Annotated in this window: 24 protein-coding genes and 1 pseudogene; 16 read left to right on the plus strand and 9 right to left on the minus strand. The window is 57.2% G+C overall.

Translation table 11 applies throughout. The annotated features are described in order from the left end of the window. Positions 1–65 precede the first annotated feature (65 nt). From AB8B33_RS27035 to AB8B33_RS27055, 5 genes and pseudogenes are all read left to right on the plus strand, one after another. The gene (locus AB8B33_RS27035) at positions 66–734 is read left to right on the plus strand and encodes a hypothetical protein (RefSeq protein ID WP_439017726.1); all 669 of its coding nucleotides are present in this window, start codon (positions 66–68) and stop codon (positions 732–734) included. A gap of 504 nt (positions 735–1238) precedes the next feature. Continuing rightward, the gene (locus tag AB8B33_RS27040) at positions 1239–1472 is read left to right on the plus strand and encodes a hypothetical protein (protein ID WP_037107111.1); all 234 of its coding nucleotides are present in this window, start codon (positions 1239–1241) and stop codon (positions 1470–1472) included. 906 nt (positions 1473–2378) lie between these two features. Further along, a complete protein-coding gene (locus AB8B33_RS27045) occupies positions 2379–3428 on the plus strand; it encodes an LLM class flavin-dependent oxidoreductase (RefSeq protein ID WP_439017727.1) in 1050 nt (349 codons plus the stop codon). Between the two features lie 233 nt (positions 3429–3661). Then, positions 3662–3793, plus strand: a pseudogene (locus tag AB8B33_RS27050) (DNA polymerase III subunit epsilon); the annotation flags it as partial. Between the two features lie 326 nt (positions 3794–4119). Further along, positions 4120–4617, plus strand: a complete 498-nt coding sequence (locus AB8B33_RS27055; RefSeq protein ID WP_439018860.1) for an N-formylglutamate amidohydrolase — start codon at positions 4120–4122, stop codon at positions 4615–4617. 30 nt (positions 4618–4647) lie between these two features. On the opposite strand, the gene AB8B33_RS27060 is transcribed toward AB8B33_RS27055, so the two are convergent. Further along, positions 4648–5448, minus strand: coding sequence for an alpha/beta fold hydrolase (locus AB8B33_RS27060; protein WP_439017728.1), 801 nt, complete (start codon positions 5446–5448; stop codon positions 4648–4650). Positions 5449–5584: 136 nt separating this feature from the next. Between AB8B33_RS27060 and AB8B33_RS27065 the strand changes: the two genes are divergently transcribed. The 4 genes from AB8B33_RS27065 (at position 5585) to AB8B33_RS27080 (ending at position 10154) form a co-directional block, all read left to right on the plus strand. Continuing rightward, positions 5585–6217 (plus strand): GntR family transcriptional regulator, encoded by a 633-nt coding sequence (locus tag AB8B33_RS27065; RefSeq protein ID WP_162748173.1) that lies wholly within the window; start codon positions 5585–5587, stop codon positions 6215–6217. Positions 6218–6230: 13 nt separating this feature from the next. Continuing rightward, on the plus strand, positions 6231–7754 hold the full coding sequence (locus tag AB8B33_RS27070) for an aldehyde dehydrogenase (RefSeq protein WP_439017729.1): 1524 nt from the start codon (positions 6231–6233) through the stop codon (positions 7752–7754). Positions 7755–7823: 69 nt separating this feature from the next. Next, positions 7824–9206, plus strand: coding sequence for an MFS transporter (locus AB8B33_RS27075; RefSeq protein WP_439017730.1), 1383 nt, complete (start codon positions 7824–7826; stop codon positions 9204–9206). A gap of 387 nt (positions 9207–9593) precedes the next feature. After that, positions 9594–10154, plus strand: a complete 561-nt coding sequence (locus AB8B33_RS27080; RefSeq protein WP_439017731.1) for a hypothetical protein — start codon at positions 9594–9596, stop codon at positions 10152–10154. A gap of 181 nt (positions 10155–10335) precedes the next feature. Here AB8B33_RS27080 and AB8B33_RS27085 read toward each other — a convergent pair whose 3' ends face one another. Continuing rightward, complete coding sequence (locus tag AB8B33_RS27085; RefSeq protein ID WP_439017732.1) at positions 10336–10689, minus strand: hypothetical protein; 354 nt, start codon at positions 10687–10689, stop codon at positions 10336–10338. 567 nt (positions 10690–11256) lie between these two features. Between AB8B33_RS27085 and AB8B33_RS27090 the strand changes: the two genes are divergently transcribed. After that, on the plus strand, positions 11257–11613 hold the full coding sequence (locus AB8B33_RS27090; protein ID WP_310381453.1) for a hypothetical protein: 357 nt from the start codon (positions 11257–11259) through the stop codon (positions 11611–11613). Between the two features lie 442 nt (positions 11614–12055). On the opposite strand, the gene AB8B33_RS27095 is transcribed toward AB8B33_RS27090, so the two are convergent. The 4 genes from AB8B33_RS27095 to AB8B33_RS27110 are packed head-to-tail and all read right to left on the minus strand — an operon-like array spanning position 12056 to position 14357. Next, positions 12056–12208, minus strand: a complete 153-nt coding sequence (locus AB8B33_RS27095) for a helix-turn-helix domain-containing protein (RefSeq protein ID WP_439018861.1) — start codon at positions 12206–12208, stop codon at positions 12056–12058. Between the two features lie 35 nt (positions 12209–12243). After that, complete coding sequence (locus AB8B33_RS27100; protein WP_439017733.1) at positions 12244–12609, minus strand: DUF982 domain-containing protein; 366 nt, start codon at positions 12607–12609, stop codon at positions 12244–12246. Positions 12610–12621: 12 nt separating this feature from the next. Beyond that, positions 12622–13437: a Ku protein gene (locus AB8B33_RS27105; RefSeq protein ID WP_439017734.1), complete on the minus strand. Its 816-nt coding sequence runs from the start codon at positions 13435–13437 to the stop codon at positions 12622–12624. Positions 13438–13448: 11 nt separating this feature from the next. Next, the gene (locus AB8B33_RS27110) at positions 13449–14357 is read right to left on the minus strand and encodes a Ku protein (protein ID WP_439017735.1); all 909 of its coding nucleotides are present in this window, start codon (positions 14355–14357) and stop codon (positions 13449–13451) included. Positions 14358–14877: 520 nt separating this feature from the next. Between AB8B33_RS27110 and AB8B33_RS27115 the strand changes: the two genes are divergently transcribed. After that, on the plus strand, positions 14878–15198 hold the full coding sequence (locus tag AB8B33_RS27115; protein WP_439017736.1) for a hypothetical protein: 321 nt from the start codon (positions 14878–14880) through the stop codon (positions 15196–15198). Between the two features lie 73 nt (positions 15199–15271). Further along, positions 15272–15511, plus strand: a complete 240-nt coding sequence (locus AB8B33_RS27120; protein ID WP_113325434.1) for a hypothetical protein — start codon at positions 15272–15274, stop codon at positions 15509–15511. A 135-nt stretch (positions 15512–15646) separates the two neighbouring features. Here the strand turns inward: AB8B33_RS27120 and AB8B33_RS27125 are convergent, their stop codons facing one another. The 3 genes from AB8B33_RS27125 to AB8B33_RS27135 form a co-directional block, all read right to left on the minus strand. Further along, the gene (locus AB8B33_RS27125) at positions 15647–16528 is read right to left on the minus strand and encodes an MBL fold metallo-hydrolase (protein ID WP_439017737.1); all 882 of its coding nucleotides are present in this window, start codon (positions 16526–16528) and stop codon (positions 15647–15649) included. A gap of 139 nt (positions 16529–16667) precedes the next feature. Then, positions 16668–17021 carry an RT0821/Lpp0805 family surface protein gene (locus AB8B33_RS27130; protein ID WP_439017738.1) on the minus strand — a complete coding sequence of 118 codons (354 nt, stop codon included), beginning with the start codon at positions 17019–17021 and terminating at the stop codon, positions 16668–16670. A gap of 458 nt (positions 17022–17479) precedes the next feature. Continuing rightward, positions 17480–18682, minus strand: coding sequence for a DUF3422 domain-containing protein (locus AB8B33_RS27135; protein ID WP_439017739.1), 1203 nt, complete (start codon positions 18680–18682; stop codon positions 17480–17482). Positions 18683–19246: 564 nt separating this feature from the next. Here AB8B33_RS27135 and AB8B33_RS27140 point away from each other — a divergent pair. From AB8B33_RS27140 to AB8B33_RS27155, 4 genes are all read left to right on the plus strand, one after another. Then, on the plus strand, positions 19247–19693 hold the full coding sequence (locus AB8B33_RS27140; protein ID WP_439017740.1) for a hypothetical protein: 447 nt from the start codon (positions 19247–19249) through the stop codon (positions 19691–19693). 91 nt (positions 19694–19784) lie between these two features. After that, positions 19785–20507: a FadR/GntR family transcriptional regulator gene (locus AB8B33_RS27145; protein ID WP_439017741.1), complete on the plus strand. Its 723-nt coding sequence runs from the start codon at positions 19785–19787 to the stop codon at positions 20505–20507. Further along, positions 20504–21670, plus strand: a complete 1167-nt coding sequence (locus AB8B33_RS27150) for a PLP-dependent transferase (protein WP_439017742.1) — start codon at positions 20504–20506, stop codon at positions 21668–21670. The genes AB8B33_RS27145 and AB8B33_RS27150 overlap by 4 nt, the downstream gene beginning before the upstream one ends. A 36-nt stretch (positions 21671–21706) precedes the next feature. After that, entirely contained in the window at positions 21707–22966 is a 1260-nt protein-coding gene (locus AB8B33_RS27155) for an ABC transporter substrate-binding protein (protein ID WP_439017743.1), read from the plus strand. The last annotated feature ends 42 nt before the right edge of the window (positions 22967–23008 follow it).

Genomic DNA, 23008 nt, shown 5'->3' on the forward strand with positions numbered 1-23008 from the left:
AAAGTGCTGATTCCGTCTGTGCGTGCCTCTTCGCAACTCACATCTTCTATTCAACGAGGTGACTATTGACGCAGTTCTTCGAAACCACTCAAGGGATCATGGCAATGGGAGCGTTCATCGGCGCTGGCAGCCTAGTTGCTGGCTCCTTGCTGGCCATCGTTATTGGTTTTGCGAAGTCTGGTATCAACCGGCGCCCGAAAGCCGAAGCTAGAAACCTTGCGATGATGACGGTATTGGCCCTGGATGACTTTGTCGGAGCCAGCTATGCGGCCGTTCACGACGTGCCCGAATTCAATCCCATGGATGAAGGCGAATTCGCGTTTCACGTTCCAGATCCAACCCTCGCACTTCCGCAGGGCGCAAACTGGGACCTTCTTGGTCCCGAGCTTTCAGATGAAATTTTGTGGTTGTCGAACCGGGTGAAAACGCTTTCGTATGCGTTAGATAGCCTCGACCTTTCCGGGCCCGGATACAATGGCTTCTTCGAGCGGCGCCAAGAAGGTTATGCTGGTCTGGCGGCTGAAGCGATGGATATCATTGAACGTATGCTCGAAGAGTTTGACCTCACCCTGCCTGCCAAGCCCGACTATTATCGCCAGCGCGAAGGTCTCGTTTCAGCTATTCAAAAGGCTGGAGAAAACAATTCGCTGCGTCGAAAGGCTGGCACTGTCGCGCACTCGAATGGGTCGAATGTGTTGCAGCTGTTCCCAAAGGCGAATGACGACGCCGAGTAAACCAAGCGAATTCGTCGAACCCGTGTACAGGTAGGCCTCCTCAGCACGGCCTCTTGGCGAGCTTCTTGGGGCATTCCGGCACGGTCAAACTCCCCCTCCGGACAGTGAGTAGCAATTGAATGCCGTTGAGCGAGGCAGGCTACTTCGGCTGGATGGTCCGCCGCTGCATAGCTGCATTGCACAAAAAATGTTTTCCAACTGGTCAAAAAAAGAGCATAACGATCATAGCTGATGCAACACGACGGCTTTCCTCCCAGTTCCGTCGTTTCAGCTGTTCCCCTCTGGAGGTTTATACCTTCACAATTAATGGGCCACGGTTCTCCGTCGGCCCTCTTTTTTTGCCCGCGAACATCGTGTGTCGACGCCGGATAATTCCCGAAGTCTTCGACCTTAGATGTCCGATCGCTTCCGAGGGCATCGTGCTAGGTTGACGAAAGCAGTTTTCACTACAATAGGACCTGGCCGAACCACGTGGTAACGCCAGAGAACATGAACCGGAGTACAATGGTGACCGAACCGACCGTAGCAGATGCAATAGACCGCGTTTATGTTTCGATTCAGTCTGACAATGCTGACATCGACGCGCATATAGCGACCCTCAAGGCAGCGTTGGCCCGGGAGGGTTTGAAAGAGGCCGTATTCGACCCGGCAAGGCTCGTGCAGAACAATCGTTCTGGTAGGAAGCTCATGCAGGCTTACTTTCGGCAGCGCGGCGTGACGGTAAAATTCTCAGCTTAGTAAAGCCTCCCAGTGACGCCAGAGGTGCACGGCACCTTTTGCAATGTTCGATCAGGGTGTCTCGGGACCGCGACAGGGCGGAAGCTGAACTCCATGAACAGAACGTCGACCCGACAAGGGCGAGGGGACGAAGAACGTCATCCCTTCACCAATCGATCGCCAGGGTAATCCCCGGCCGCGACGGCTCGGTAGAAAACTTATAGGGCGCTCAACCCGTTCCCGGGGAGCGCCCTTTTTGTTGCTCAAAGCGCAAAAACCGACAGAGTCGGCAGGCGATTTGACGTGCGGCGGAGATACCGGAGGGACGGCGTTGCGTAAAGCGTTTTTTACTGCAGATCTGCTATCTCGCAACCATCGAATGGAGCACCATTTTGCGTGGAGAAGTGTAGCCCTTTATGGGAGGTGATCATGACGCAAAGATTTCGAATATTAACGATCGGCTGCGTGCTGGTCGGGATAGCCGCGTTGGTTTCGGCGTGCACGACAGCCCACACTTCAAATCGCGGCGATTTTCAATATCAACCAGGGCATTCCAGGAACCCCGCCTGCAGCCAGGGTTTCAGGCCCACAAATGCGCTTTCTTGCGCTTACTGACTATTCCAAATACATGTTGCCAGCTGATCAAAGAGCTTTACTAAATTCCTGCTCAGTATCCCTTCAATCGACATCACAACACGCGACGGAAAGGATGAAATCCTGTCCCTCTGGAGTGCTGTTGAACTCGGCGGGGACTAAGCTGCACCGAACGAGGGTCATCGCGTAGTTTCACGCCGTTCGACGATTTCGATGGTGACAATCGAATTTTTCGCCATTTCATTTCCGAGTCCAGCACATCACTTAATTCCCAAAATCCACGCGAGAGGGCGTCGGCAAACTTGGCCGACCTGGCCCGAGGGAAAAATGATCATGACAAACTCCGATGTCGAGTTCGGATTGGACACGTTTGGTGACGTAACGCACGATCCAAACGGCCTACCTGAAAGCTATGCCCAGGTCATTCGCAACGTCATCAAAGAGGCCGTCCTTGCTGATGAGGTCGGTATCGATTTCTTTGGTATTGGCGAACATCACCGCGAAGACTTTGCGATCTCCACTCCTGAAACCGTCCTGGCTGCAATCGCAACAGTGACCGATCGGATCAAACTTGGCTCGGCGGTGACCGTATTGAGTTCCGACGACCCTGTGCGAGTGTTTCAGCGCTTCGCGACTGTCGATGCTGCCTCGAATGGCCGTGCAGAAGTCATCCTGGGGAGGGGGTCTTTCACCGAGTCCTTCCCACTATTCGGATATTCGCTCGACGACTATGAGACGCTCTTTGAGGAGAAGGTCGAGCTGTTTGCCCGGCTTCTGGACCAGCAGCCTGTGACCTGGTCCGGCACGACCAGGGCGCCATTAACCGGGCAACGGGTGTTTCCTCTCGTGGAGAAGGGGCCATTGAAGACCTGGCTTGGCGTTGGCGGCAGTCCGAACTCCGTAATCCGGGCTGCCCAATACGGTCTACCCCTGATGTTGGCTATTATCGGCGGAAGTCCCTATCGCTTTGCACCCTACGTCGACCTGTATCGCCAGGCGCTGGAAAAGCTGAACCTACCGACGCTTCCTGTTGGCGTTCATTCGCCAGGCTACATCGGGCAGACTGATGCCGAGGCAAAGGCCGAGTTCTGGCCTCATTATCGGGCAATGCGGGATCGCATCGGTCGTGAACGAGGTTGGGGGCCCGTCACGGAAAGAGAATACGAAGCGGAGATCGATCAGGGTTCGCTTTACGTGGGCTCGCCGGACACCGTGGCCGCAAAGCTTGCTCCGGTCATAGAGACGCTCGGTATTCAGCGGTTTCAGCTGAAGTACAGCATTGGCACGATGCCACATGAGTCCCTTGCGCGGAGCATCAAGCTGTATGGGCAGGAAGTCGTTCCGGCCGTGAAAGCGAAAATCGCAACGCTTGCTGCAGCGTGATTGCGGTGCGAATTCTTGACGGACCGGCGAGGCGAACTTTAAGGTTCCGAAAATAGTTGGCAAGCCTGTCGAACCGCCGCCGGATTGGTCTCTGGACTTTTCCGGGAGCGGGCCGAAATATCTAAGCATGTTGTGATAGCGGCGGGATCGCATTAACTCCTGCAAATCAAAAATCTCGCATCCGGGTCATAGACCTCGAAACAAGTGGGAACGGCCCGAATGACGTTTGCGAGATCGGATGGCAGGACGTTGTGCTTGGGCGTGACGGAGGATGGCGAGTAGATGATGAGCGCGGCTCACTGCTTATAAATCCAGGGCGACCGATCTCTCCTTATACGATGGCAATCCATCACATCTTGGACGCCGAAGTGGCGACAGCACCTTTCTGGAAAGAAGTCGCCTCCAGCGTCTTGCGGCCGGAAGGCGGGGCAATTGTATTGGCTGCGCATCGGGCAGCTTTCGAGCAGCGCTATTGTATGCCTAGATTTACCGGTGGAGCGGCCTGGATATTGGATATGTACGTGGAAATGCGCACTTCGTCTGTGGCCTCAACTGCCCAGGTTTTCCAACCAGACGCTCCGGTATCTGCGTATGCCTCAGGGATTGGTGCACACGATCGGCCTTCCCGCCCATCGCGCGATTTGGCATCGCAGCCGTCGCCGAATTTGATGCGTTTGGTTGCCGCACCCACATATCGCGCCCCAGCGCCGAGGACTTGGGCGCTCGGGTTGAGAACTATCACGCACCTTACCACCGGAAGCTGGCAGCAATGCTCGACGAAGTGGTGGATCAATTCGGTTCAGCGATACTGCTGGACCTGCACGCCTTTATGGCGCCATCCGATAATGACATTTGCCTGGGCAATCTTAAAGGTCGATCGAGCAAAGCCGATACACTCGATGCGCTCTATCGCCTCTGCATCGGCGAGGGTTTCATAACGGCGCTTAACGAACCATTCGCCGGTGCTTACATCTTGAGACGCCACCATCGTGCATCTGTCGAAGCGATCCAGATCGAGCTTCGCTATTCCAATTATATGGACTGTTCGAACATCGATGCGCCAGGCAGACCGGAGCTTGACGAGGCAATGCTCAAAATCCTTAGACCTCGACTGCAAAAGATAGTCGCGTCACTTTCCGCTCAGCGAAAGATGTCTCCTTCAAGAGGCGATCGTGGTCGAACTTTGTAAAACCCAGGCAGCGACACGAAGAAACCCCTCCTACCGATCGAGTGAGATCGTCTTTGGGTGGGCAGAAACAGGGGCTGCGAGAAATTGATCAAGTAGGGCGATAACCTCGTCGGGCGCTTGCAGTGGCGGTACATGCGCACAGCCCTTGAGTATGGATAATCTGGCATCGCGAAGCCGTCCGACCAGATCATAGGCCATCTCTGGTGGTGTTGCCCGATCTTCATCTCCGACAATGACCAGTGTCGGGCATCGCACCGCCGAAACGCTGGCCGACAGATCAAGCGAAGCGAGTGCGTTGCAGGCCTCGCAAAAAACACCCACATTCGTGCGGAGAAACGCCTGGCGACGATCCTGCATTAGATCAGGATGGCTTTCTTGAAATTCGGCGGCAAACAATCTGTTCATCGCGGTTTCGGCAATCGCGGCAAGCCCGGCCGCTGACGCGGCCGCCGCCATCTTTCGAAACGCCTCCCTGCCCTCGTCCGAAAATCTTGCCCCGCAGCCTATCAGAACAAGACGGGATACTAGCGCAGGATGCCTGATCGCAGTCTGGAGCGCCACGAATGCGCCGAAACCATTTCCGATCAGGGCAGCTTCCCCATTCGCCGCAAATGCTTCGATCAGGCTTGCGATACGATCGGCGGTTTCGTCAAAACCTTCCAAGCTCGCGGGCGATCCGCCAAAACCTGGAAGATCGGGGACGATCACTCGATAATGCGCAGTGAGCGCGGGCATTATCCGATCGAAACTTTCACGGTCGGACAGCAACGAATGAAGCAGGATCAGCGGCTGTCCGCGACCGGCCACGTAAAGGTGCATTTTCTTGTCCATCAAAAATCCACAAATGCGTCCGTCTTGATATTTCATAAATCCCATTTTCGTGTATTGCAAATCCTTATTTTTCAGGTGTAAGACTCGTCTTGTGAAATATCACGAAACGCGCTTATTCCAGAGGCGGGATACGAACTTGCTGCTCAGAGAAAATATCTACGACGCGCTTCGCACCGAAATCTTGACCTGCCGCTTGATGCCGGGCGAGGAGATCCGCGAACAGGATCTCGCTGCCCGTTATGAGGTCAGCCGACAGCCGATCCGGGAAGCATTATTGCGATTGCAGCAGGATCGGCTGGTGACTGTGCAGCCGCGCCAAGGCTATCAGGTCAATCCGATTTCGATGAAGGATGTCCGGGATCTCTTCCAGTTCCGCCTTGCACTGGAGCCCGCATGTGTCGCGGCTGCGATCGAGAGCGCCGACGATCAGACACTGTCGGCCCTCGATCGTTTTCGATCCATCGGGCCCGAAGAGGATTTTATCGATTACAACAGAGCCTTTCATGATGCGCTCGCCGCAGCCTCCGGCAATAGCCGAATGGAGGCCGCCATCAGGGATGTTCTTGATCAGGCCGACCGCCTGGTCCGCCTTTCCGTCAGCGCCATCAAGGGACGAGACCCGCAAAAGCTCGTTGGTGAACACGGCGCTATCATCGAGGCCGTGCAGCGGCGCGATGTCCGCGCCGCGCGCAAACTTATCAGTGCCCATGTGATTGATGGCCAGAAGCGTGTCCTATCCGCCCTCGGGCGGAGCGCTGTCAGGTCTTGATTGGAGAAAACCCATGAACCAGACGACCCGTGATCCTGCTGTGGAGACCCACGGTAATTTCGTAAATGGCAAGGAAATCGAAGCTGGCAACGGCACGTTCATCGATGTCCGCAACCCGGCGACCGGGATGGTGATCGCGCGCATCCCGAACTCGACACCTGCCGATATCGATCGTGCGATGAAGAGTGCCCGTGCAGCTTTCGAAGGCCGCGAATGGGGTGGAATGGATATTCGCGCGCGAGCACGCCTCGTCAACAGGCTGGCCGATGCTTTTGAGGCTAACCTTGAGACCCTGTACCGCCTGGAGACGCTGAATAACGGCAGGCCGCTCAATGAGACGCGGGCGCAACTCTCGCGGCTTCCGGATTTCTTCCGCTACTTTGCTGGCCTTGCAATTGCCCGCCGCGACGATGTCATTCCGGTCGAAGGGTCCTATCTCAACTACACGCTGCGCACGCCGATCGGCGTCGTCGCCAACTGCACGCCGTTCAACCATCCGCTGATGATCATGTGCAAGTCCCTTGCCGCGGTTTTGGCATCTGGATGCACGACCGTCGTGAAGCCGTCGGAATATACCCCGCTGACCACCTTGAAACTTGCGGAGATCTTCGTTGAGGCCGGCCTCCCGAGAGGTGTGTTCAACGTCGTCCTTGGCTACGGCCCCGAAGCCGGCCGATTCCTGGCAGAGCACCCCGACATCAACAAGCTCGTGCTCACCGGCGGCACGGAAGCAGGCCGGATTGCAGGCAGCGCCGCAGCGAAAGTGTTCGCGCATCAGACGCTGGAGCTCGGCGGCAAGACGGCCGTCATGGTGTTTGACGACTTCGACGTCGATCAGGCAGTGAATTATGCCGCCTTTGGCGCCTTCATCGGGGCGGGCCAGACATGCGTGTGCGGCAGCCGGCATCTCGTCCAGGAATCGATCTACGATGCCTTTGTCGAAAAACTTGCCGCCAAGGCGCGCTCCCTCCGGATCGGAAACCCGTTCGATCCTGAGACCCAGCTTGGCCCCGTTATTTCGGCCAGGCAACGCGAGCGTGTCCTGACTTATTCCCAGCTCGGCCGGGAGGCCGGAGCCCGCGCGGTCGCGGGCGGCGACGTCGCAAACGTACCGGGATTTGAAGGCGGCTATTTCGTCCAGCCGACCGTGTTTGCCGACGTCAAGGCGGATATGCGCGTCTTTCAGGAAGAGGTATTCGGGCCATTCACAAGCGTTACGCCCTTCAAGGATGAAGCGGAGGCGCTGCGCCTCGCCAATGATTCGCCCTTCGGTCTCGGAGCTGCAATCCGCACCCGCGATGTTGCCCGCGCACACCGCGTCGCCGCCGGCGTGAAGGCTGGAATTGTCTGGGTCAACGACCACCACCGCCTGGATCCGGCATCTCCCTGGGGAGGTGTCGGCGAAAGCGGCATCGGCCGTGAGTTCGGGCTGGAAAGCTTCAACGACCACTTCAACGTCAAGAGCGTCATGGTGGCAACCGTAGACAAGCCCTTCGACTGGTACAGCGCCACCGCAACGCAAACCCGTCTGAACTGACGGATAGCGCGAGGCGGTAGCGGAGGAATTCTCCGCCTCGCGACCCACGATTGATCTCAGGAGGAGATAATGTCGACCATCGTCAATGCAGGTGGGCGCCTCGATCGGCTGCCCACCGGTAGGTTCCACTATCGAATCATGTGGCTCATCGGGATCGGTATGTTCCTCGATGGCTTCGACATCTACCTTGCCGCGACCGTGCTTGGAGCGACGCTTGCAAGCGGATTTTCGACTCTCGGCCAGAATGCCTTTTTCGTTTCCGCAACCTTTGTCGGGATGATGCTTGGCGCATTCGCGACGGGTTTCCTCGGAGACCGCTATGGACGACGCTTCACCTATCAGATCAACCTGCTTCTCTTCGGCTTGGCCTCGATCGCCGCGGCTTTTGCTCCAACCATGAACGTGCTGATCTTCCTCCGCTTCCTGATCGGCGTCGGATTGGGCGCGGAAAATGTCGTCGGCTATTCGACAATGACAGAATTCGTGCCGTCGCGCACGCGCGGACGCTGGCTCGGCCTGATGGCGGTCTTCGTCGTAACAGGACTGCCCGCCGCCGCGCTTCTGGGCTATCTGATCATTCCGCTCTTCGGCTGGCGAACGATGTTCGTCATCGGCGGCGTCGCCGCGCTCGCTATCTGGTACAGGCGTAAAAAGCTGCCGGAATCCCCGCGATGGCTGGAATCGGTCGGTAGGACAGGTGAAGCGGAGGAGCTCGTATCCAGGATCGAGGCCGAGATTTCAGAGGGCCGGCCACTGCCGCTTCCAAGCCCGGCGGCGGTGCTGCCGCGCGTCGAGATGTCGGCGCTCTTCCGGCCGCCGATGCTGTCGCGCATGTTCGTCGGATGCGTTACACTGGTAGTGGTGAACACACTGCTTTACGGCTTCGTGACCTGGCTTCCCACCTTCTTCGTCAGCCAGGGCCTTAGTACGACGAAATCCTTCGGCTTTGCTCTTCTCATGGGCCTGGGCGCTCCCGTCGGCTCGGCCATCGGTGCCCTTACCTCGGACGCATGGGGCCGCAAACCGACAATTATCGGTGCATCCCTGCTCGCGATCGTCTTCGGCATCATCTACCCGCAAGTATCCGACCCTGTCTGGCTGCCGGTCATCGGTTTTGCGCTGACCGTGCCGATCTATATTCTGGTCGCACTGCTCTTCGGCATCTATATCCCCGAGCTGTTTCCGACAGAGGTGCGCCTGCGCGCTTCCGGGATATGCCAGACCCTGGGGCGAGGAGCCACCATCGTAACGCCCTTCATCGTCGTCTCGCTTTTCCAGTCGCATGGAATATCCGGTGTGCTCGTCATGATGATCGGCCTACTGGCGCTTCAGATCATCGTCGTGGCTGTTTTCGGCATCGAACCGAAGGCAAGGCGCCTGGAGGAACTAACGCAGCCCGAAACCGATCGCGCTGTCGAGCGCGTTCCCGTCGGGAGACAAACGCCAAGCTGATATCATTTCCATCGCCGGGCAGATGCGGTCTGTCCGTTTCGCTTGTTCCAGTTCAAAATCCTGCCGGCTCAACATTTGGGCCGCATCTTTTACGGCTAGGGCGCTGCCCGTATTGGGAGACCATCTGACGCTTTCGTCGGATTCGCACTTCTTCTCAATGCATAACATGTCAACGGACGGAGCACAGTAAAGTGAGCCAGAAATAGGGTGCATTGACGCTCGGCTTCCGAGCACAGGCCCAATTCCACTCACGAGTTTCCCCATGGCCCTTGAAAATCTCCCGGCTCTCGCCGTCTCGTTCTTCGAGGCGCTCAATACGCGCGACAAGTCTCGATTGGCACCTTGCTTCGCAGAACCGGTGTCTGCCTTCATAGACGCCTATATCCTATGTCTGCCATCGAGGAGTGGTATCGCGATGAGCCGTGGTGGAGGGCCGATCTCCGCGCGATGCGCATGGTTTTTGCTGATGATCGGCTCATCGTCGGCGTCGTTTTGAGAAAGTGCAAAGCGACACCGCTGAAGCTTGTGCAATACGACTTTCATTTCCGCTTTGCCGGTGGGTTGATCCGACTCCTAGAGGTTCTTCCAAGCCGGACGCTGCCGCTTCCCTATCCGGTCGATACGTTCGTCAAGGCAGTCAACGCAGCGGACTTGGAAGGGCTTGTCTGCTGTTTTGCAGAGGACGCCCTGGTCAACGACCAGCTGTCCGAATATTCCGGAAAACGAGAGATTGTCGACTGGGCGATGCGCGACATCATCGCGGAGAATCTGACACTTTTTGTCCTGCGCGAAGTTACCAGTTACGACATTTCGAATCTGACGGTGGAAGTCGATGGTGATTTCGACAAGCGTGGACTGCCGGAACCACTGGTATTGAATTTTTATGTCACGATCTTCGACACGAAAATCGTTCAGCTTATTATGCTCCGGAATCAAAATTACCTTTGACCTGTTGGCATCCTCTGCTCCGGCTGGGTCTGGTCAGCAATCCATTGAGCACAGGATGAGGCCTCCTCGTCCTGGCAGGTCAGTGTGATCGCAGCCCGGCGGGACGATGTGGCATGCAGATGCGCGAGCGGCGCTTCGAAGATCGTGTGCCGCTCGCCGGCAGGGGTCGATGCAACCCTCATCAGGAGCAGACTTCCACCAGCACGCGATGGCCGTACCGGTTGAGGCGCCATTCCGGCTGGCAGTAATCCGGATAGTAGTCGTCATCATCGCCGAAGAACAGACGATTTCTATCATGGAAGGCGAAGCGACCGTCGCGTTGTCCGTCAAAATGGCCTGGGCCGCCAAATTGATGTCCTCCGAAGCCGCGCCCGGCGAAATTTCCGCCGCCGAAGTGGCCGCCACCAGCCGAGAAACCGGCACCGCCGTGGCCACCGCCTTCGTGAGCGAGGGCAGGTGTGGTTGCTGCAATAGAAGCAGCAGCCAGTGTTAGCGTAACAAGGCCGGTCGGGATGATCTTACGAAACATAACCATAGTCTTATTCCTTGCAAAGCGGTCTGTCGTGAACCGCAAGAAATATATGTGCAGTGAAATTGGCCTCTCCTAGCCGCGGATAGATCATATCTTGGTCACAACTGATCGCGAGAAAGATATGGAATAATTTCGAATTGCCGAAATTCTTCCAAGGCAAGGCGTTCGCAAACTGATTCTCAACGCTCGCGAAGATTCTCCATTATCGGGTGACGAACCCGGCCTTCAGTCGCATCGCTCCGTGTAACCAGTGGCACAGGTGCCCTTGCAGCAGGCGGCCATGGGCGCTGCCGACGAGGAACCGTGCGGCATGGGGAATGACGAGATCGGCTTCGTTGCTTTCGCTGATCGTCGCTCGGCACGTGCAACCCAAGTTTGTCACAGTCATGGCAAATGTTGGAAATCCACCTAGACATAGGTCTGAACAAGCCTGAACAGGCGTCTGATTTTCGAACTGCCATTTTCGGGCGATCGTCTGACCGCTGCCTAAGACGGCCGGTAGTTGATGGTCACCCCCACCATCGATTGCCGACCATGATTGAGGTAGATCAACCCTAAAGGAGAATTAAGATGAACAGCAGATTCAAGATTGCCTTTGTTGCAGCCTTTGCATCTCTGGCTCTGGCTGGCGTCAGCCGTGCCGAAAGCATCGCGATGAACACAGCCCCCGAAATTGCCCAGACCCTTCGTTCCTTCAATTCCGACTTCAATGTTCGTTACGTCGGAAACTGGGACAACGATCCGGAACATGAGACCCGCGGCCTCTCCGCACCGGGCCGCACGGACAACCAGTTGCGCGCGATCCTAGCCTCGATCAGCGAAAATAAGGATCTTGTTCGCAAGCTGAATCAGGATGATGTAAAAGTCGACAATATCGTTGACGCCGAACAGGCCGCCGACGGCAGCGTTACCTTCTTCGTACGCTAAGACGCCTCACAGCATGGACAATGATCGTCAGTCCATGCTGCAGGACCAGCCGGGCAGCGGAAATCTCTACCGATACCGGAGAATGGTTATTCAGGTATTTTAGACTATGTTCCGGTCTGCCCGGCTGCCAGAATTGGCCCAACTCGTCAGTTCGCTTTCCATGGGGGCACAACTGCGTGCTCGTGCTCTTGGGGATTTAGGTGAGATAAAAAGGTCAAGGCGCAGATCATTCGCCTTTTGGGACCGGAGATTGCGGCCGGCGGCAAATAGTTCCATCAACTGGGCGACGCCTCAGACGTGTGTTTTCAATGATTTAGTGAATAACTAAAGGCTAGTGGGTTCGATTCTCCTCAAGGCGGCCATTGGGCCATCGAAGGGCACGCTACAGCTGACATCGACATCAGCACGCGTCTGCTACTGCGCATGCGCAGTAATCGAATTGCTAGGATTTTTTCAGCAACTCTGCCGCATCAACTTCTAAGACAGTGGCCAGGCTATCCACCACTTCGATAGTCTGGCTGTAAACGCTGCGCTCCAATGAGCTGATGTAGGTTCGGTCGAGGCCGGATTGATGAGCAAGCTCTTCTAGGGACAGGCCTTTGGCTTATCGAAACAGCCTGAGATTCCGACCTAGGTGCCTGAACCACGGCCGATTAGCGGGCCTGCGCTTTGCCCCCATTCGCCGAACCTCTGGGTCTTCGCGGTCTTTGCACGTCGTCGCGGCTGCCGCCCGTCGTCCGGCAGGACCTTGAAGCCAGCGCCTCTAGCGACGTTCACGAAGGCGCTCCTTGCTTTCGAGGCATCGTGATCGCCCTGCATAGCCCGAAGGCAGGTTGCTAGTGCGTGCTGCCAGCCTGTGTCGTTGGGCTCCTTTCGCCACTGGTTCGCTATCAGGATTCCCATAATGTCTTCCACTGTCCTGGCGATCCTGGGGCGATCCGACCCCGGCAGAAAAATGGCGACTTCTCTAATCGGTATCGATGCGATGTAGTCCATCGGCGCACCTCCTTAGCCAGTCTTGCTGGTCTTCAGATCTCCTTCGATCGACTTCCGCAGGGCATCCATGATGTTGATGACGTTCGAAGCGGGAGCTCCGGCCTCCGTCTTCTTACCCTTGGCAGTCTTCCTCGGCTTGAGGAGTTTCTTCTTCTCTTCAATGAGTTTCAGCAGGCTTTCCTGTATCGGGTCGCTGACCATGTCCGGCGACCAGCGTGCCGACTTTTGCTTAATGAGTTGTTGGATCAACGGAATGAGATCCGGGTCGGCCTTCTCGTCGATGTCTTCAAAGTAATTCTCTTCCGGACGAACCTCGTCGCCGAAGCGCAAGCTCCACAGCACGATGCCTTCATCGCGGGGCTCGAGGATCACGGCTCGTTCCCGCCGACCCATGACGAGCTTCGAGACACCTACGACCTTGTCGGCCTTCATCGCGTCGCGGATCACCGCAAAAGCCTCGTTCCCGACGGCATCGTCCGGCATCAGGTAGTGTGCCTTCTCCAGATAAACCCATTCGATACTGTCGGCGGGAACAAACTTCTCGATGTCGATTGTCTTCACCGTCTCGAGCGCTACTGCGTCGAGATCATCGTCGGTCAAGATGACGTAGTCGTTCTCGCCTCGGGCGTACCCTTTCGCTTCGTTGTTCTCCTTCACCGGCTTCCCGGTCACCGAGTCGATGTATTGGGAAACCACGCGGTTTCCGGTGTCCTTGTTCAGGGTGTGGAAACGGACCTTCTCGGATTCCGATGTCGCCGGGGTCATCGCCACCGGGCAGGTGACCAGTGAGAGCTTCAGGTAGCCTTTCCAATAATATTTCGGGGCCATGACCGATCTCCTCATCCAGCCTTGCGCTGCGCGGCGGATCTCGAAGAGGGTGTCTTCGAAGCCGTCCCACGCGCGGCAGGCTGCCGTCCTGTGCCAGCATTGGCATTGGCGGCAGTGCGTTTCGGTTTTTCCGCCGCAGCCTTCATCATCCCGGCGCTTTGGCGAAGAGCGGCCAACAGATCGTTGGGCTTGGAGACCTCGACCTTCTTCGGCTTTAGTAGCGAGCGGCCTTCTATCTTCGCCTTCACGAGATCGGCGAGGGCGGCTTCGTAACGGTCTTCGAATGTGGCCGGATCGAACTCGCCCTTCTTCGTGGTGATGATGTGCTTGGCGAGGTCCATCATCTCGCTTTGGATCTTGATTCTCGGCATCTCCTCGAACGCCTTCTTGGAAGACCGAACCTCGTAGTCGTATTGCAGCGTGGTTGCGATCAGGCCTTTTCCATGAGGGTGTATGAGCACGGTTCGCATCCGGCGGAAGAGGAGCGCGCGTGCAATGGCAGCCACCTTAGACTTCGTCATGCCGTCGCGTAGGGCGGCAAAAGCGTCGCCACTCAGTTTGTCGGGGGTGAGATAGTAGGGCTTGTCGAAATAAACGTCATCGACATCCGAGCACGGAATGAACGCCTCGATCTCGAGCGTCTTGTTGCTGTCGGGGATTGTTGCGGCAACTTCTTCCGGATCAATGATGATGTACCGACCGTTGTCGATCTCGAAACCCTTGGTCTGCAACTCTTTCGGAACAGGATCCTTGGTCTCGCTGTCGATGAAGATGCGGTTTACCCGATTTCCCGTCGCCTTGTTGATCGTGCTGAACGTGATGCGGTCGGAGGTGCTTGCAGCCGTGTAGAGTGCGACACCACACGACACTTCACCGAACTTGAGGAAGCCCTTCCATTGGGCACGCATGCCACTTGCCATGACGCTTGCTCCGAATCACTTAGCCGCGACTCAAAGACGTGCGAGAGTGATTCGTTCCGACTCGAAACGAATCATTTTTCAATGATTTAGGAATTTTTCTTCGTAAATCGATTCTGGCTCGTACCAGGGTTGTGAAGGCTTCTACCATTCCCCAATCGAGAAAGGCGTTGCCCGCTTCGGTCACCCCACGCATCTTTTTGGAATCTCAGGCGTTCTCCTCTAGCTTTTCGACGCTCGCGCATCCGCGCTCCGTTGCATGACTCTGTTCGCTACCGCAACATTGTCTCCGAGCATGCTCTCCCTGAACTGACGCGGATTCGACATGCTTGCTGAACGTCATACGACACCGGAATCCAACCCCGTCGACGCTGCTATGGCCTGGCACAGAGGGGATCCGCGCGCAACCATTGATGCTCTCTCAAGGATCGCGAACGACTGCGCGAACAGCTTGCAATCGCCCGGGCATGCATCAGCAAAGGCTATACGCGCGGCTGGCTGCCCGGCATGAATGAGAGGGGTGATGACGATAACTGCGGAGACGAGCAGCATCCCGGGTTTCGTTGCAGAACTCGTGAGGGCGGCGAATGAAGTCGACCGCCTGACCGTGGGCGAAATCGACAGCTTGTTGCTTCGTGCGATAACCACGGTGCGCGAGCAAGCTGGCATCCCTGGAAGTAGCACCGAATACGATGCAATCGTCCGTCTCGAACTCGTCGCAACAAGCCTGGCCACGCAGACCCAGGAGAAAATCACAGCCGCACTTCTCGAAGCCGCTGACATGGTCCGAACTCTGTGGATTGTCGTCGACAGCATGACAGTAGTCAGTCTCAAGCCTTCATGATGAGGTATCACCGATTGTCGTTGACTCCGGTCGACGAAGGGAACAACGAGTGAACAAACAAGGAGGCCTTCTGATGTCGAGCGCTGAGAAATTCATTATCGTGCCGTACAAGAAGAACCGCGGAAATCTCGTTCCGGGGGAGATGCGCCAAGCTTCGAATGCTACCTCTGCGGAGAAAATCGCAGCGTCCATGTCGGATAGGTTCGTTGGCGTTGCGGCATATGCAGTGATGGTCGACGAAGAGACCGGTGACATGAGCTCACCCCGACTGCTTGCAAAGCATGGCGAGATCGCTGATCTGAACGCTGCCTGAGTCCGAACGCAAACAGACAGCACGGAAATCGAGGTCACATCGATCCCTTTCGCAACGCTCGTCACTTAACGCGTTCCGGGATGAAGCTTTGGTTGCCGGCAATTGCTTCCCAACTCCAGGTCCGGCAATTCCGAGTTACTTCGCTGCCGGGACGCTCGGCTCCCACGAGAAGTGATCGCCGTCGGCTGCGATGCGACCCACACCCGGGAAGGGGAAGTGCGGCGTGAATACGAGTTCGTTGTCCGTCGCTAGTTTCTTCAAGGTGTCGATGCGGTTCTTCTCGCCGCCTTTTTCGTCATTGTCGAACCCAATTAGCCATTCCGGTTTTACAAGCGAGATGATCGAGCTGTGCACCGTGTCTCCGATGTCCAGCAGCTTACCCTCGCCGGATACGATTTCATAGCCGACATGGCCTGGTGTGTGGCCCTTCAAGCTGACCGAGGTTATTTGTGGCACGACCTCCGCGCCCGGCTTGAAGGTCTTCACGTTTCCGTCGATCACCTTGACGATGTTCGCAAGCTGGGCGTTCTTCTCGGCGAATGCCCATTCCGCCGAGGACATGCGGATCGTTGCCTTGGGGAAAGCCAGCTTCCCGTCCTTAACGAGACCGCCCATGTGGTCGGGATGCGAATGGGTTATCAGAATGTCGGTAACCTCTTCCGGCTTGGTGCCTGCCTGAGCGAGGGACTGCTGCAGCGCCCCGCCAACCCCAGTATCGATCAGGATCACGCGCTTTGGCGCTTTCACCAACAACGCGTCCACGCTCAGCGTGACGGTATCGGTGGGCGCACCTGCTGCTTTGAGTACTTCACCAGTTTCCTCTGGGGAGTGTCCGACACCGAAGACCTTGCCGTCGTTCGGCAGTACGAACTGGGCATCGTGCAACGAAACCAGATCGAGGGAGCCAATCTTGAAGGTTTTTGAGTCCGGCTGCTGCGGAGGCATTTGCGCGGAGGCGGAGGCTGCGATAGCCAACGCCAGAGACGAAGCCACGAACAATGTTTTGGAATTCGGCATGACGAGATCCTTCACGTCGGGCGCGATGAAGTCATTTAGTCTCTATTACCAAGCCGGGTAACCTCGCAAATTCGCGAAGATACCACCGCTGCGGCTCTAGCGGATACAATTCAAGGAGCTGGGGTAGGAGTAGGATACCCTACTGCCCGCCCAATTTCCAACTGTCCCCAGACGGGCAAGCTACACCGTTTAAGTGCGTCATGCCGTCGAGCGATTGCCGACTGGTTACAAAACCGCGACATCCGTCCGGTCCATCGTTACTGGCATCGATCTGTTCGATAACACCCGCGCTGCCTGTCGATGGGTTGGCCCAAGCGAGCGCAGTTGCCCCGACAGCACTGCGACCGACTGTATCTGCGATCACCGCTTGATCGGTCAAGGGCGCCTGGCGCGGGATTGCCGACCGGGCGAGGGGCGTCTCAAGCGGCTCGATATGTGAGCATGCCGTCAAAGCCGCGATGCTCATGGCCGAGATGAAGTGCTTCGGATTCATCGCCCGGATAAAGCGTTTTGCTTTTTGTATTTCAAGTTACTAATAGTTCACATTCTGGCGAGGTTTCAGTGATTGCCTTTACCGGAGAATGCTCCCGCAGCGGACGCAGCCGCTACTTCTCGCGCAACGCTGATTAAGGCTGGCCCTTTGGAATGGGCGAAACACGATTTCTGATTGGTCGACTTTAAGGACGACAGGTCGCCACTGATCCTTACCTGCGCGAATGCCCATGCCGTGCAGATTTTTCGCGTTTCCATCAATATCGATGAAGCTCGCAGAATATCGCGAAGTACACCGGCACAGTTAACTGGCAGCAGCCTATGTTTGTAATGTGTGCTGAGGACGATTCCCCCACATCATAAAGTTTCCGGCTGCAGACCTACCGTCGCGAGCGGCGTCTGACGATTTCCTCGCGTCCGGTGGCCGCTCTGCAAAGAACTTCGCGTGGAATTGAGTGTTCAGTCATGCGCTGAAAGCGCGTGTTTTACGCGCAGTATGGAGATGGCAACGGCTCCGATAACGAGTGGGATCGACATAAGCATCACCAGCGGGCGGATGTGAAAGCCAGCGTGATCGGCGGTCTCGAAGGCGACTTTGAGCAGACTTAGAAGATAGTAGCTGATGGCAATGATAGAAAATCCTTCCACCGCTCTCTGGATCTTGACCTGTGTGGCCGCCCGGTCTGCCATCGCCTGGATCTGGATGGCATTCTGATATTCGATCTCGACTTGTATGCGTGTCTGCAGAAGGTCGATCAGGTGCATCGTTGCGTGGGAGAGCTGATCTAAGCGCAACGCGGTCGCTTCGCAGGTTCGAACGGCAGGCCGGAAGCGCCGCGCGACGAAAACTCCAAACCGCTGAAAGCCCGGAACATGAGATTCGCGTAGCTCGCCGATGCGTTCCTCGACGATTTTTGCGTAGGCCGACGTTGCACCGAAACGATTGCGTGTTTCGGCAGCCGCCGAAATGATCTGGGCGGACAGCCCGGAGATTTCGTCGAGCAGTTTCTTGTGCTCTGTGGTCGGCGTCGTCTGGTTTCGGTTCGTCAATTGCACGAGCTTCTTATCGTAATCTCCAAGTAGCGGAGCTAGCCGGCGGGCTTCGGGAAGACCGAGCAGGGCCATGGACCGATAGGTTTCGATCTCATAGATCCTCCGAACCATTCTACCGAGGCGGTAGGCATTCAGATCCTTATTGAAAAGAAGGATGCGGCTCGTCTGGTCGTCCTGGACACGAAAATCCGAACACACCTGCGCCGCCCCGCCGCCGATCAACGACGCAGCGGTATCGCGAAATCCGAGCTTTGAAAGGGTTGATCCGAGTTCCGCTGGTGCGGGGCCGAGCACGAGGATACCCACCCGGGATATGAGCCGTGGCGCGTCCATCTCTACCAGCGCCGCAATGTCATCGACCGAAAGGCTGGAAACCGGCCACGCGTCGGCTTCTGCGCTCAATTGGGTGACACGCGTGATAGTCACGAACTCAGTGTGGTGCTCTACCTGTGTTGGCGGATCGTCATTGTTGTCTCCGTCGGGTAGATAGCGGCTGCCATGTAAGGCGGGGAGGGCGGACGGCATGAGCGCGATGTGTTCAACAAAGGCGGGGCCGGTAAAGTAGATGGAAGGCCGGGCATGGAGCTCGGCATTGAAATCCGACGTCATATAATCTCACCGCAGGAAATGGCCGAAACCGCTAAGAATTCGCCCTCAACGAAAAATCATTGTTCGATCGAAGTGCAGCTTTCCAAAGCAGTCAAATCTGAGGAGGTCAATCGTCCCGGATACTGCTAATCGATTTTACTTTGGCTCGACACTAAGACGCATCCGAATAAGACCTTCAAGGGCCGCCCGAAAGAGCTCCAGGAAGATCACTGGCGTTGAGCAGAGGACCGGCACGAGGCCACCGAACAGGAAGCCGCGGATGTCACGGATGCAAACCAGCATGCATCCGATCAGTTCAACGATGGCGACAAGGCCGAATCTCCGACCGACATTAGCCCGCCGTCGACCGTAAGCCCGGACTGACAGAGGAGCCGCCCAAAAACCAAGGGAGTCAGAACTCCTGAAACCCACCAGCGTGTGACGTCTCCCCGCGGACATCGCCCGTGCTCGCGTCATTCTGGCAATTCTTCGCAACTTGTATTAGCATCCAACCTTCGGTTGGCTTGTCCCTAAAATGCCGCGCTATCTGGAACCAATTCCGAACTGGACGCCCGACGAGCGGCCGTGAATGGCAGGTTCGCCGTCGACGCCGTACCATTCGCCAGCGGTGCGACTGGCCTACGCGTTCGTGGGGGTGCTTGTTGGCATAACCCCGGCGGCCTCGGCAATGCCACGGCGTTGGCGAACCTGCCGCAGATTCAAGGCGAACTGGGGCTTACGCCTATCGAAGGCGCGTGGCTCCCTGCCGCCTGGGTGAAGGTCAATGTTTCTTCCAACCTGATCCTGTTCAAGTGCCGTCAGCAATTCGGGATACGTCGGTTCGCCGAACTCGGATTGATGGCCTATGTCTTGGCGACCGTTCTTCAGCTTGCCGCCCACAACTATTCGATGACCTTATTTGTCCATTATCCTCAAAGCCTCCCGAACTGGGCACTTCGGAAACTCTTAGGGGTTGTTTTCGGAAGTTTCCGGTCGTTTTTCGGAAAATCGGGTCGGGCTCTACAATCGTAAATACCGCCTTGACGCCTCTCCATCTTTGAGAAATGCTAAGATGTCAGACCAATTTCTGGGTCGGCTGCCTTAGAAAAGAACTTGGGGAACCATGAAGGCAAATGGTGGCGACAGGCCGGTAATCCGGCCGCTTCCGGCGATGGACCGCGCCCGTCAGGTGACGGAAGCGCTGGCGCATTATGTCGAGGATGCCCGGCTTCAGGCGGGCGACCGGCTGCCGGCGGAGCGTGAACTGATGGCAGCCCTTGCCGTCGGGCGGTCTACCATTCGCGAGGCAATTCGGCATTTTCAGGCGCTCGGCGTCATCGAGACGCGCAAGGGCAGCGGAACTTATCTGCTGAAACCGGTTTCTCGCGATACGATTCATATGCCGCTATCGTTCGAGACGCCGCATCTGCGCGATGTCCTGCTGCAGACGCTGGAGGTTCGCCGCGGCATCGAATGCGAGGCCGGCATGGTGGCGGCTCGGCGGCGCACGGCGAAAGATCTCGTCGTCATCGAGGAAAAACTCGACGAGATGGAGCGGGTGCATCTTTCCAAAGGCGCCTCAGGTCCGGAAGATCTCGCCTTCCATTTGGCGGTCTACGACGCCACGCACAATCCGCTGTTCCGTCAGCTTCTCGAACAGATGCGCGAGACCTTCGAGCGTTTCTGGACGCACCCTTTCGACCGGCAGGATTTCGCCCGCCGGTCCTTTCCCTTTCACCGCACCCTTTTCAACGCCATCGCCGCCCAGGACACCGAGGCGGCACGGCGTGAGACACTGAAAATCCTCGACGTGGTCGAGGAAGACATCAAGGAAATGTCCCGATGACTGACGGCCTCGAACCGTTCGACCTCGCTTCGCTGATCACCGCCCATGACGAGGGCAACTTCGCCGAGGCGGTCGTTCCGCCGATCTTCCAGACCTCGCTTTTCACCTTTTCCGACTACGACGACATGATCGCCTCCTATCGCGGCGAAAAGGTGCGCCCGATCTACACGCGCGGGCTGAACCCGACCGTGCGCATGTTCGAGGAGATGCTGGCAAAGCTCGAAGGTGCGGAGGATGCGCTGGGTTTTGCAAGCGGCATGGCGGCGATCTCGTCTGCGGTGCTCAGCTTCGTGGAGCCGGGTGACCGTATCGTCGCCGTTAAGCATGTCTATCCCGACGCCTTCCGCCTGTTCGGCACGATCCTGAAGCGCATGAAGGTCGAAGTGACCTATGTCGACGGCCGTGACGAAGAGGCCATCGCCAAGGCGCTGCCCGGTGCCAAGGTCTTCTATATGGAGAGCCCGACGAGCTGGGTGATGGAAGCTCATGATGTCGGCGCGCTGGCCACACTCGCCAAAAAGCATGGCGTCGTCACCATGATCGACAATAGCTGGGCGAGCCCGTTCTTCCAGCGGCCGATAACTCTCGGCGTCGATCTCGTCATCCATTCGGCCTCCAAATATCTCGGCGGCCATAGCGATGTCGTTGCCGGTGTCGTCGCCGGTTCGAAAGAGATGATCGCGCGCATCAAGGCCGAATCCTATCCCTATCTCGGTGGCAAGCTGTCGCCCTTCGATGCCTGGCTGCTGATCCGGGGCCTCCGGACCCTGCCTTTGCGCATGCGGGCGCATGAGGCGGCGGCCATGACGATCGCGCAGCGCCTGCAGGCGCTCGACGTGATCGAGCAGGTCTGTCATCCGGGCCTCGCCAACCGTCTGCCCGCCGGCCTCAACGGCACGTCGGGTCTCTTCTCGTTCATATTCCGCGAAGGCATCGACATCAGAGCCTTCGCAGATCACCTCAAGCTTTTCAAACTGGGCGTAAGCTGGGGTGGGCATGAAAGCCTGATCGTACCGGGCGAAGTTGTGCTGCAGCAGAAGGCACAGCCCAATTCCGCACAAGCCTTCGGCATCAGCCCGCGATCTGTGCGCCTCCATATAGGCCTCGAAGGAACCGAGGCACTGTGGAGGGATATCGAGGAGGCGATTGCCGTCGCCTCTTAACCGAAACCTCACAACAACTACGGAGGGGAACCAAAAATGAAAAAGCTTATTCTCTCAACGCTCTTCGCCACGATGATGGCGGGCACAGCTTTCGCGGACACGACGCTGAAGCTCGTCGAAGTCATCACCAGCCCCGAGCGCACCGAAACGCTGAAATCGATTGTTGGCAAGTTCGAAGCCGCCAACCCCGGCACCAAGGTCGACATCATCTCGCTGCCCTGGAACGAAGCCTTCCAGAAGTTCGCCACCATGGTTTCGGCGGGCGATGTGCCCGACGTGATGGAAATGCCCGACACCTGGCTGTCGCTCTATGCCAATAACGGCATGCTCGAAAGCCTGGAGCCCTATCTTGCAAAGTGGGAGCACACCAAGGAGCTGACGCCGCGCGCTCTGGACCTTGGCCGTGACGTCAACAACACCGCCTATATGCTGCCCTACGGCTTCTATCTGCGCGCCATGTTCTACAACAAGAAGCTGCTCGCGGAAGCTGGCGTCAAGGAACCGCCGAAGACCATGGAGGATTTCACCAAGGCCTCCGAAGCCGTCTCCAAGCTCTCGGGCAAATACGGCTACTGCATGCGCGGTGGTCCGGGTGGCCTCAACGGCTGGATGATCTTTGCCGCTTCCATGGCCGGCGACAACAAGTACTTCAAGGAGGACGGCACGTCGACCATGAACAGCGAAGGCTGGGCAAAGGGTATCGAGTGGATGGTCGATCTCTACAAGAAGGGTTATGCCCCGAAAGACAGCGTCAACTGGGGCTTCAACGAAGTCGTCGCCGGCTTCTATTCCGGCACCTGCGCCTTCCTCGACCAGGATCCGGATGCGCTGATCGCGATTGCCGAGCGCATGAAGAAGGAAGATTTCGGCGTCATTCCGCTGCCGAAGGGCCCGGCCGGCAAGTCCTATCCGACCATCGGCTACGGCGGCTGGTCGATGTTCACGACGAGCCAGAACAAGGATCTCTCCTGGAAGCTGATCGCGACCCTCGAAGGGCCTGAGGGCAATATCGAGTGGAATAAGAAGATCGGCGCTCTGCCGGCCTATACTGCCGCGGAGAAGGATCCGTTCTACGCCGGTGACCAGTTCAAGGGCTGGTTCGAGGAGCTCGCCGACAAGGACACCGTTCCGACTGTCATGCCGACCTACCTCGAGGAATTCGCCTTCTTCAAGGATTCCATGGCGATCAAGACCTCGCAGCAGGCACTGCTGGGTGACATCTCCGCCAAGGACCTCGCCGATCAGTGGGCCGATTACCTTACCAAGGCGCAGCAGAAGTTCCTCGCCAAGAAGTAAGGTCAACTGCGCAAGCGGCGGCGGAGATTTTCCGCCGCCGCT

It is taken from the genome of Rhizobium sp. 768_B6_N1_8, assembly GCF_051811225.1.
In the GTDB taxonomy this organism is placed as follows: Bacteria; Pseudomonadota; Alphaproteobacteria; order Rhizobiales; family Rhizobiaceae; genus Rhizobium.

Bases quoted from the DNA above. Each gene is read 5' to 3' on its own strand.
- AB8B33_RS27040 (WP_037107111.1), top strand. From the start codon at position 1,239: ATGGTGACCGAACCGACCGTAGCAGATGCAATAGACCGCGTTTATGTT.
- AB8B33_RS27045 (WP_439017727.1), top strand. From the start codon at position 2,379: ATGACAAACTCCGATGTCGAGTTCGGATTGGACACGTTTGGTGACGTA.
- AB8B33_RS27060 (WP_439017728.1), bottom strand. From the start codon at position 5,448: ATGGACAAGAAAATGCACCTTTACGTGGCCGGTCGCGGACAGCCGCTG.
- AB8B33_RS27070 (WP_439017729.1), top strand. From the start codon at position 6,231: ATGAACCAGACGACCCGTGATCCTGCTGTGGAGACCCACGGTAATTTC.
- AB8B33_RS27075 (WP_439017730.1), top strand. From the start codon at position 7,824: ATGTCGACCATCGTCAATGCAGGTGGGCGCCTCGATCGGCTGCCCACC.
- AB8B33_RS27080 (WP_439017731.1), top strand. From the start codon at position 9,594: ATGTCTGCCATCGAGGAGTGGTATCGCGATGAGCCGTGGTGGAGGGCC.
- AB8B33_RS27085 (WP_439017732.1), bottom strand. From the start codon at position 10,689: ATGGTTATGTTTCGTAAGATCATCCCGACCGGCCTTGTTACGCTAACA.
- AB8B33_RS27090 (WP_310381453.1), top strand. From the start codon at position 11,257: ATGAACAGCAGATTCAAGATTGCCTTTGTTGCAGCCTTTGCATCTCTG.
- AB8B33_RS27100 (WP_439017733.1), bottom strand. From the start codon at position 12,609: ATGGACTACATCGCATCGATACCGATTAGAGAAGTCGCCATTTTTCTG.
- AB8B33_RS27105 (WP_439017734.1), bottom strand. From the start codon at position 13,437: ATGGCCCCGAAATATTATTGGAAAGGCTACCTGAAGCTCTCACTGGTC.
- AB8B33_RS27110 (WP_439017735.1), bottom strand. From the start codon at position 14,357: ATGGCAAGTGGCATGCGTGCCCAATGGAAGGGCTTCCTCAAGTTCGGT.
- AB8B33_RS27115 (WP_439017736.1), top strand. From the start codon at position 14,878: ATGACGATAACTGCGGAGACGAGCAGCATCCCGGGTTTCGTTGCAGAA.
- AB8B33_RS27120 (WP_113325434.1), top strand. From the start codon at position 15,272: ATGTCGAGCGCTGAGAAATTCATTATCGTGCCGTACAAGAAGAACCGC.
- AB8B33_RS27125 (WP_439017737.1), bottom strand. From the start codon at position 16,528: ATGCCGAATTCCAAAACATTGTTCGTGGCTTCGTCTCTGGCGTTGGCT.
- AB8B33_RS27130 (WP_439017738.1), bottom strand. From the start codon at position 17,021: ATGAATCCGAAGCACTTCATCTCGGCCATGAGCATCGCGGCTTTGACG.
- AB8B33_RS27135 (WP_439017739.1), bottom strand. From the start codon at position 18,682: ATGACGTCGGATTTCAATGCCGAGCTCCATGCCCGGCCTTCCATCTAC.
- AB8B33_RS27145 (WP_439017741.1), top strand. From the start codon at position 19,785: ATGAAGGCAAATGGTGGCGACAGGCCGGTAATCCGGCCGCTTCCGGCG.
- AB8B33_RS27150 (WP_439017742.1), top strand. From the start codon at position 20,504: ATGACTGACGGCCTCGAACCGTTCGACCTCGCTTCGCTGATCACCGCC.
- AB8B33_RS27155 (WP_439017743.1), top strand. From the start codon at position 21,707: ATGAAAAAGCTTATTCTCTCAACGCTCTTCGCCACGATGATGGCGGGC.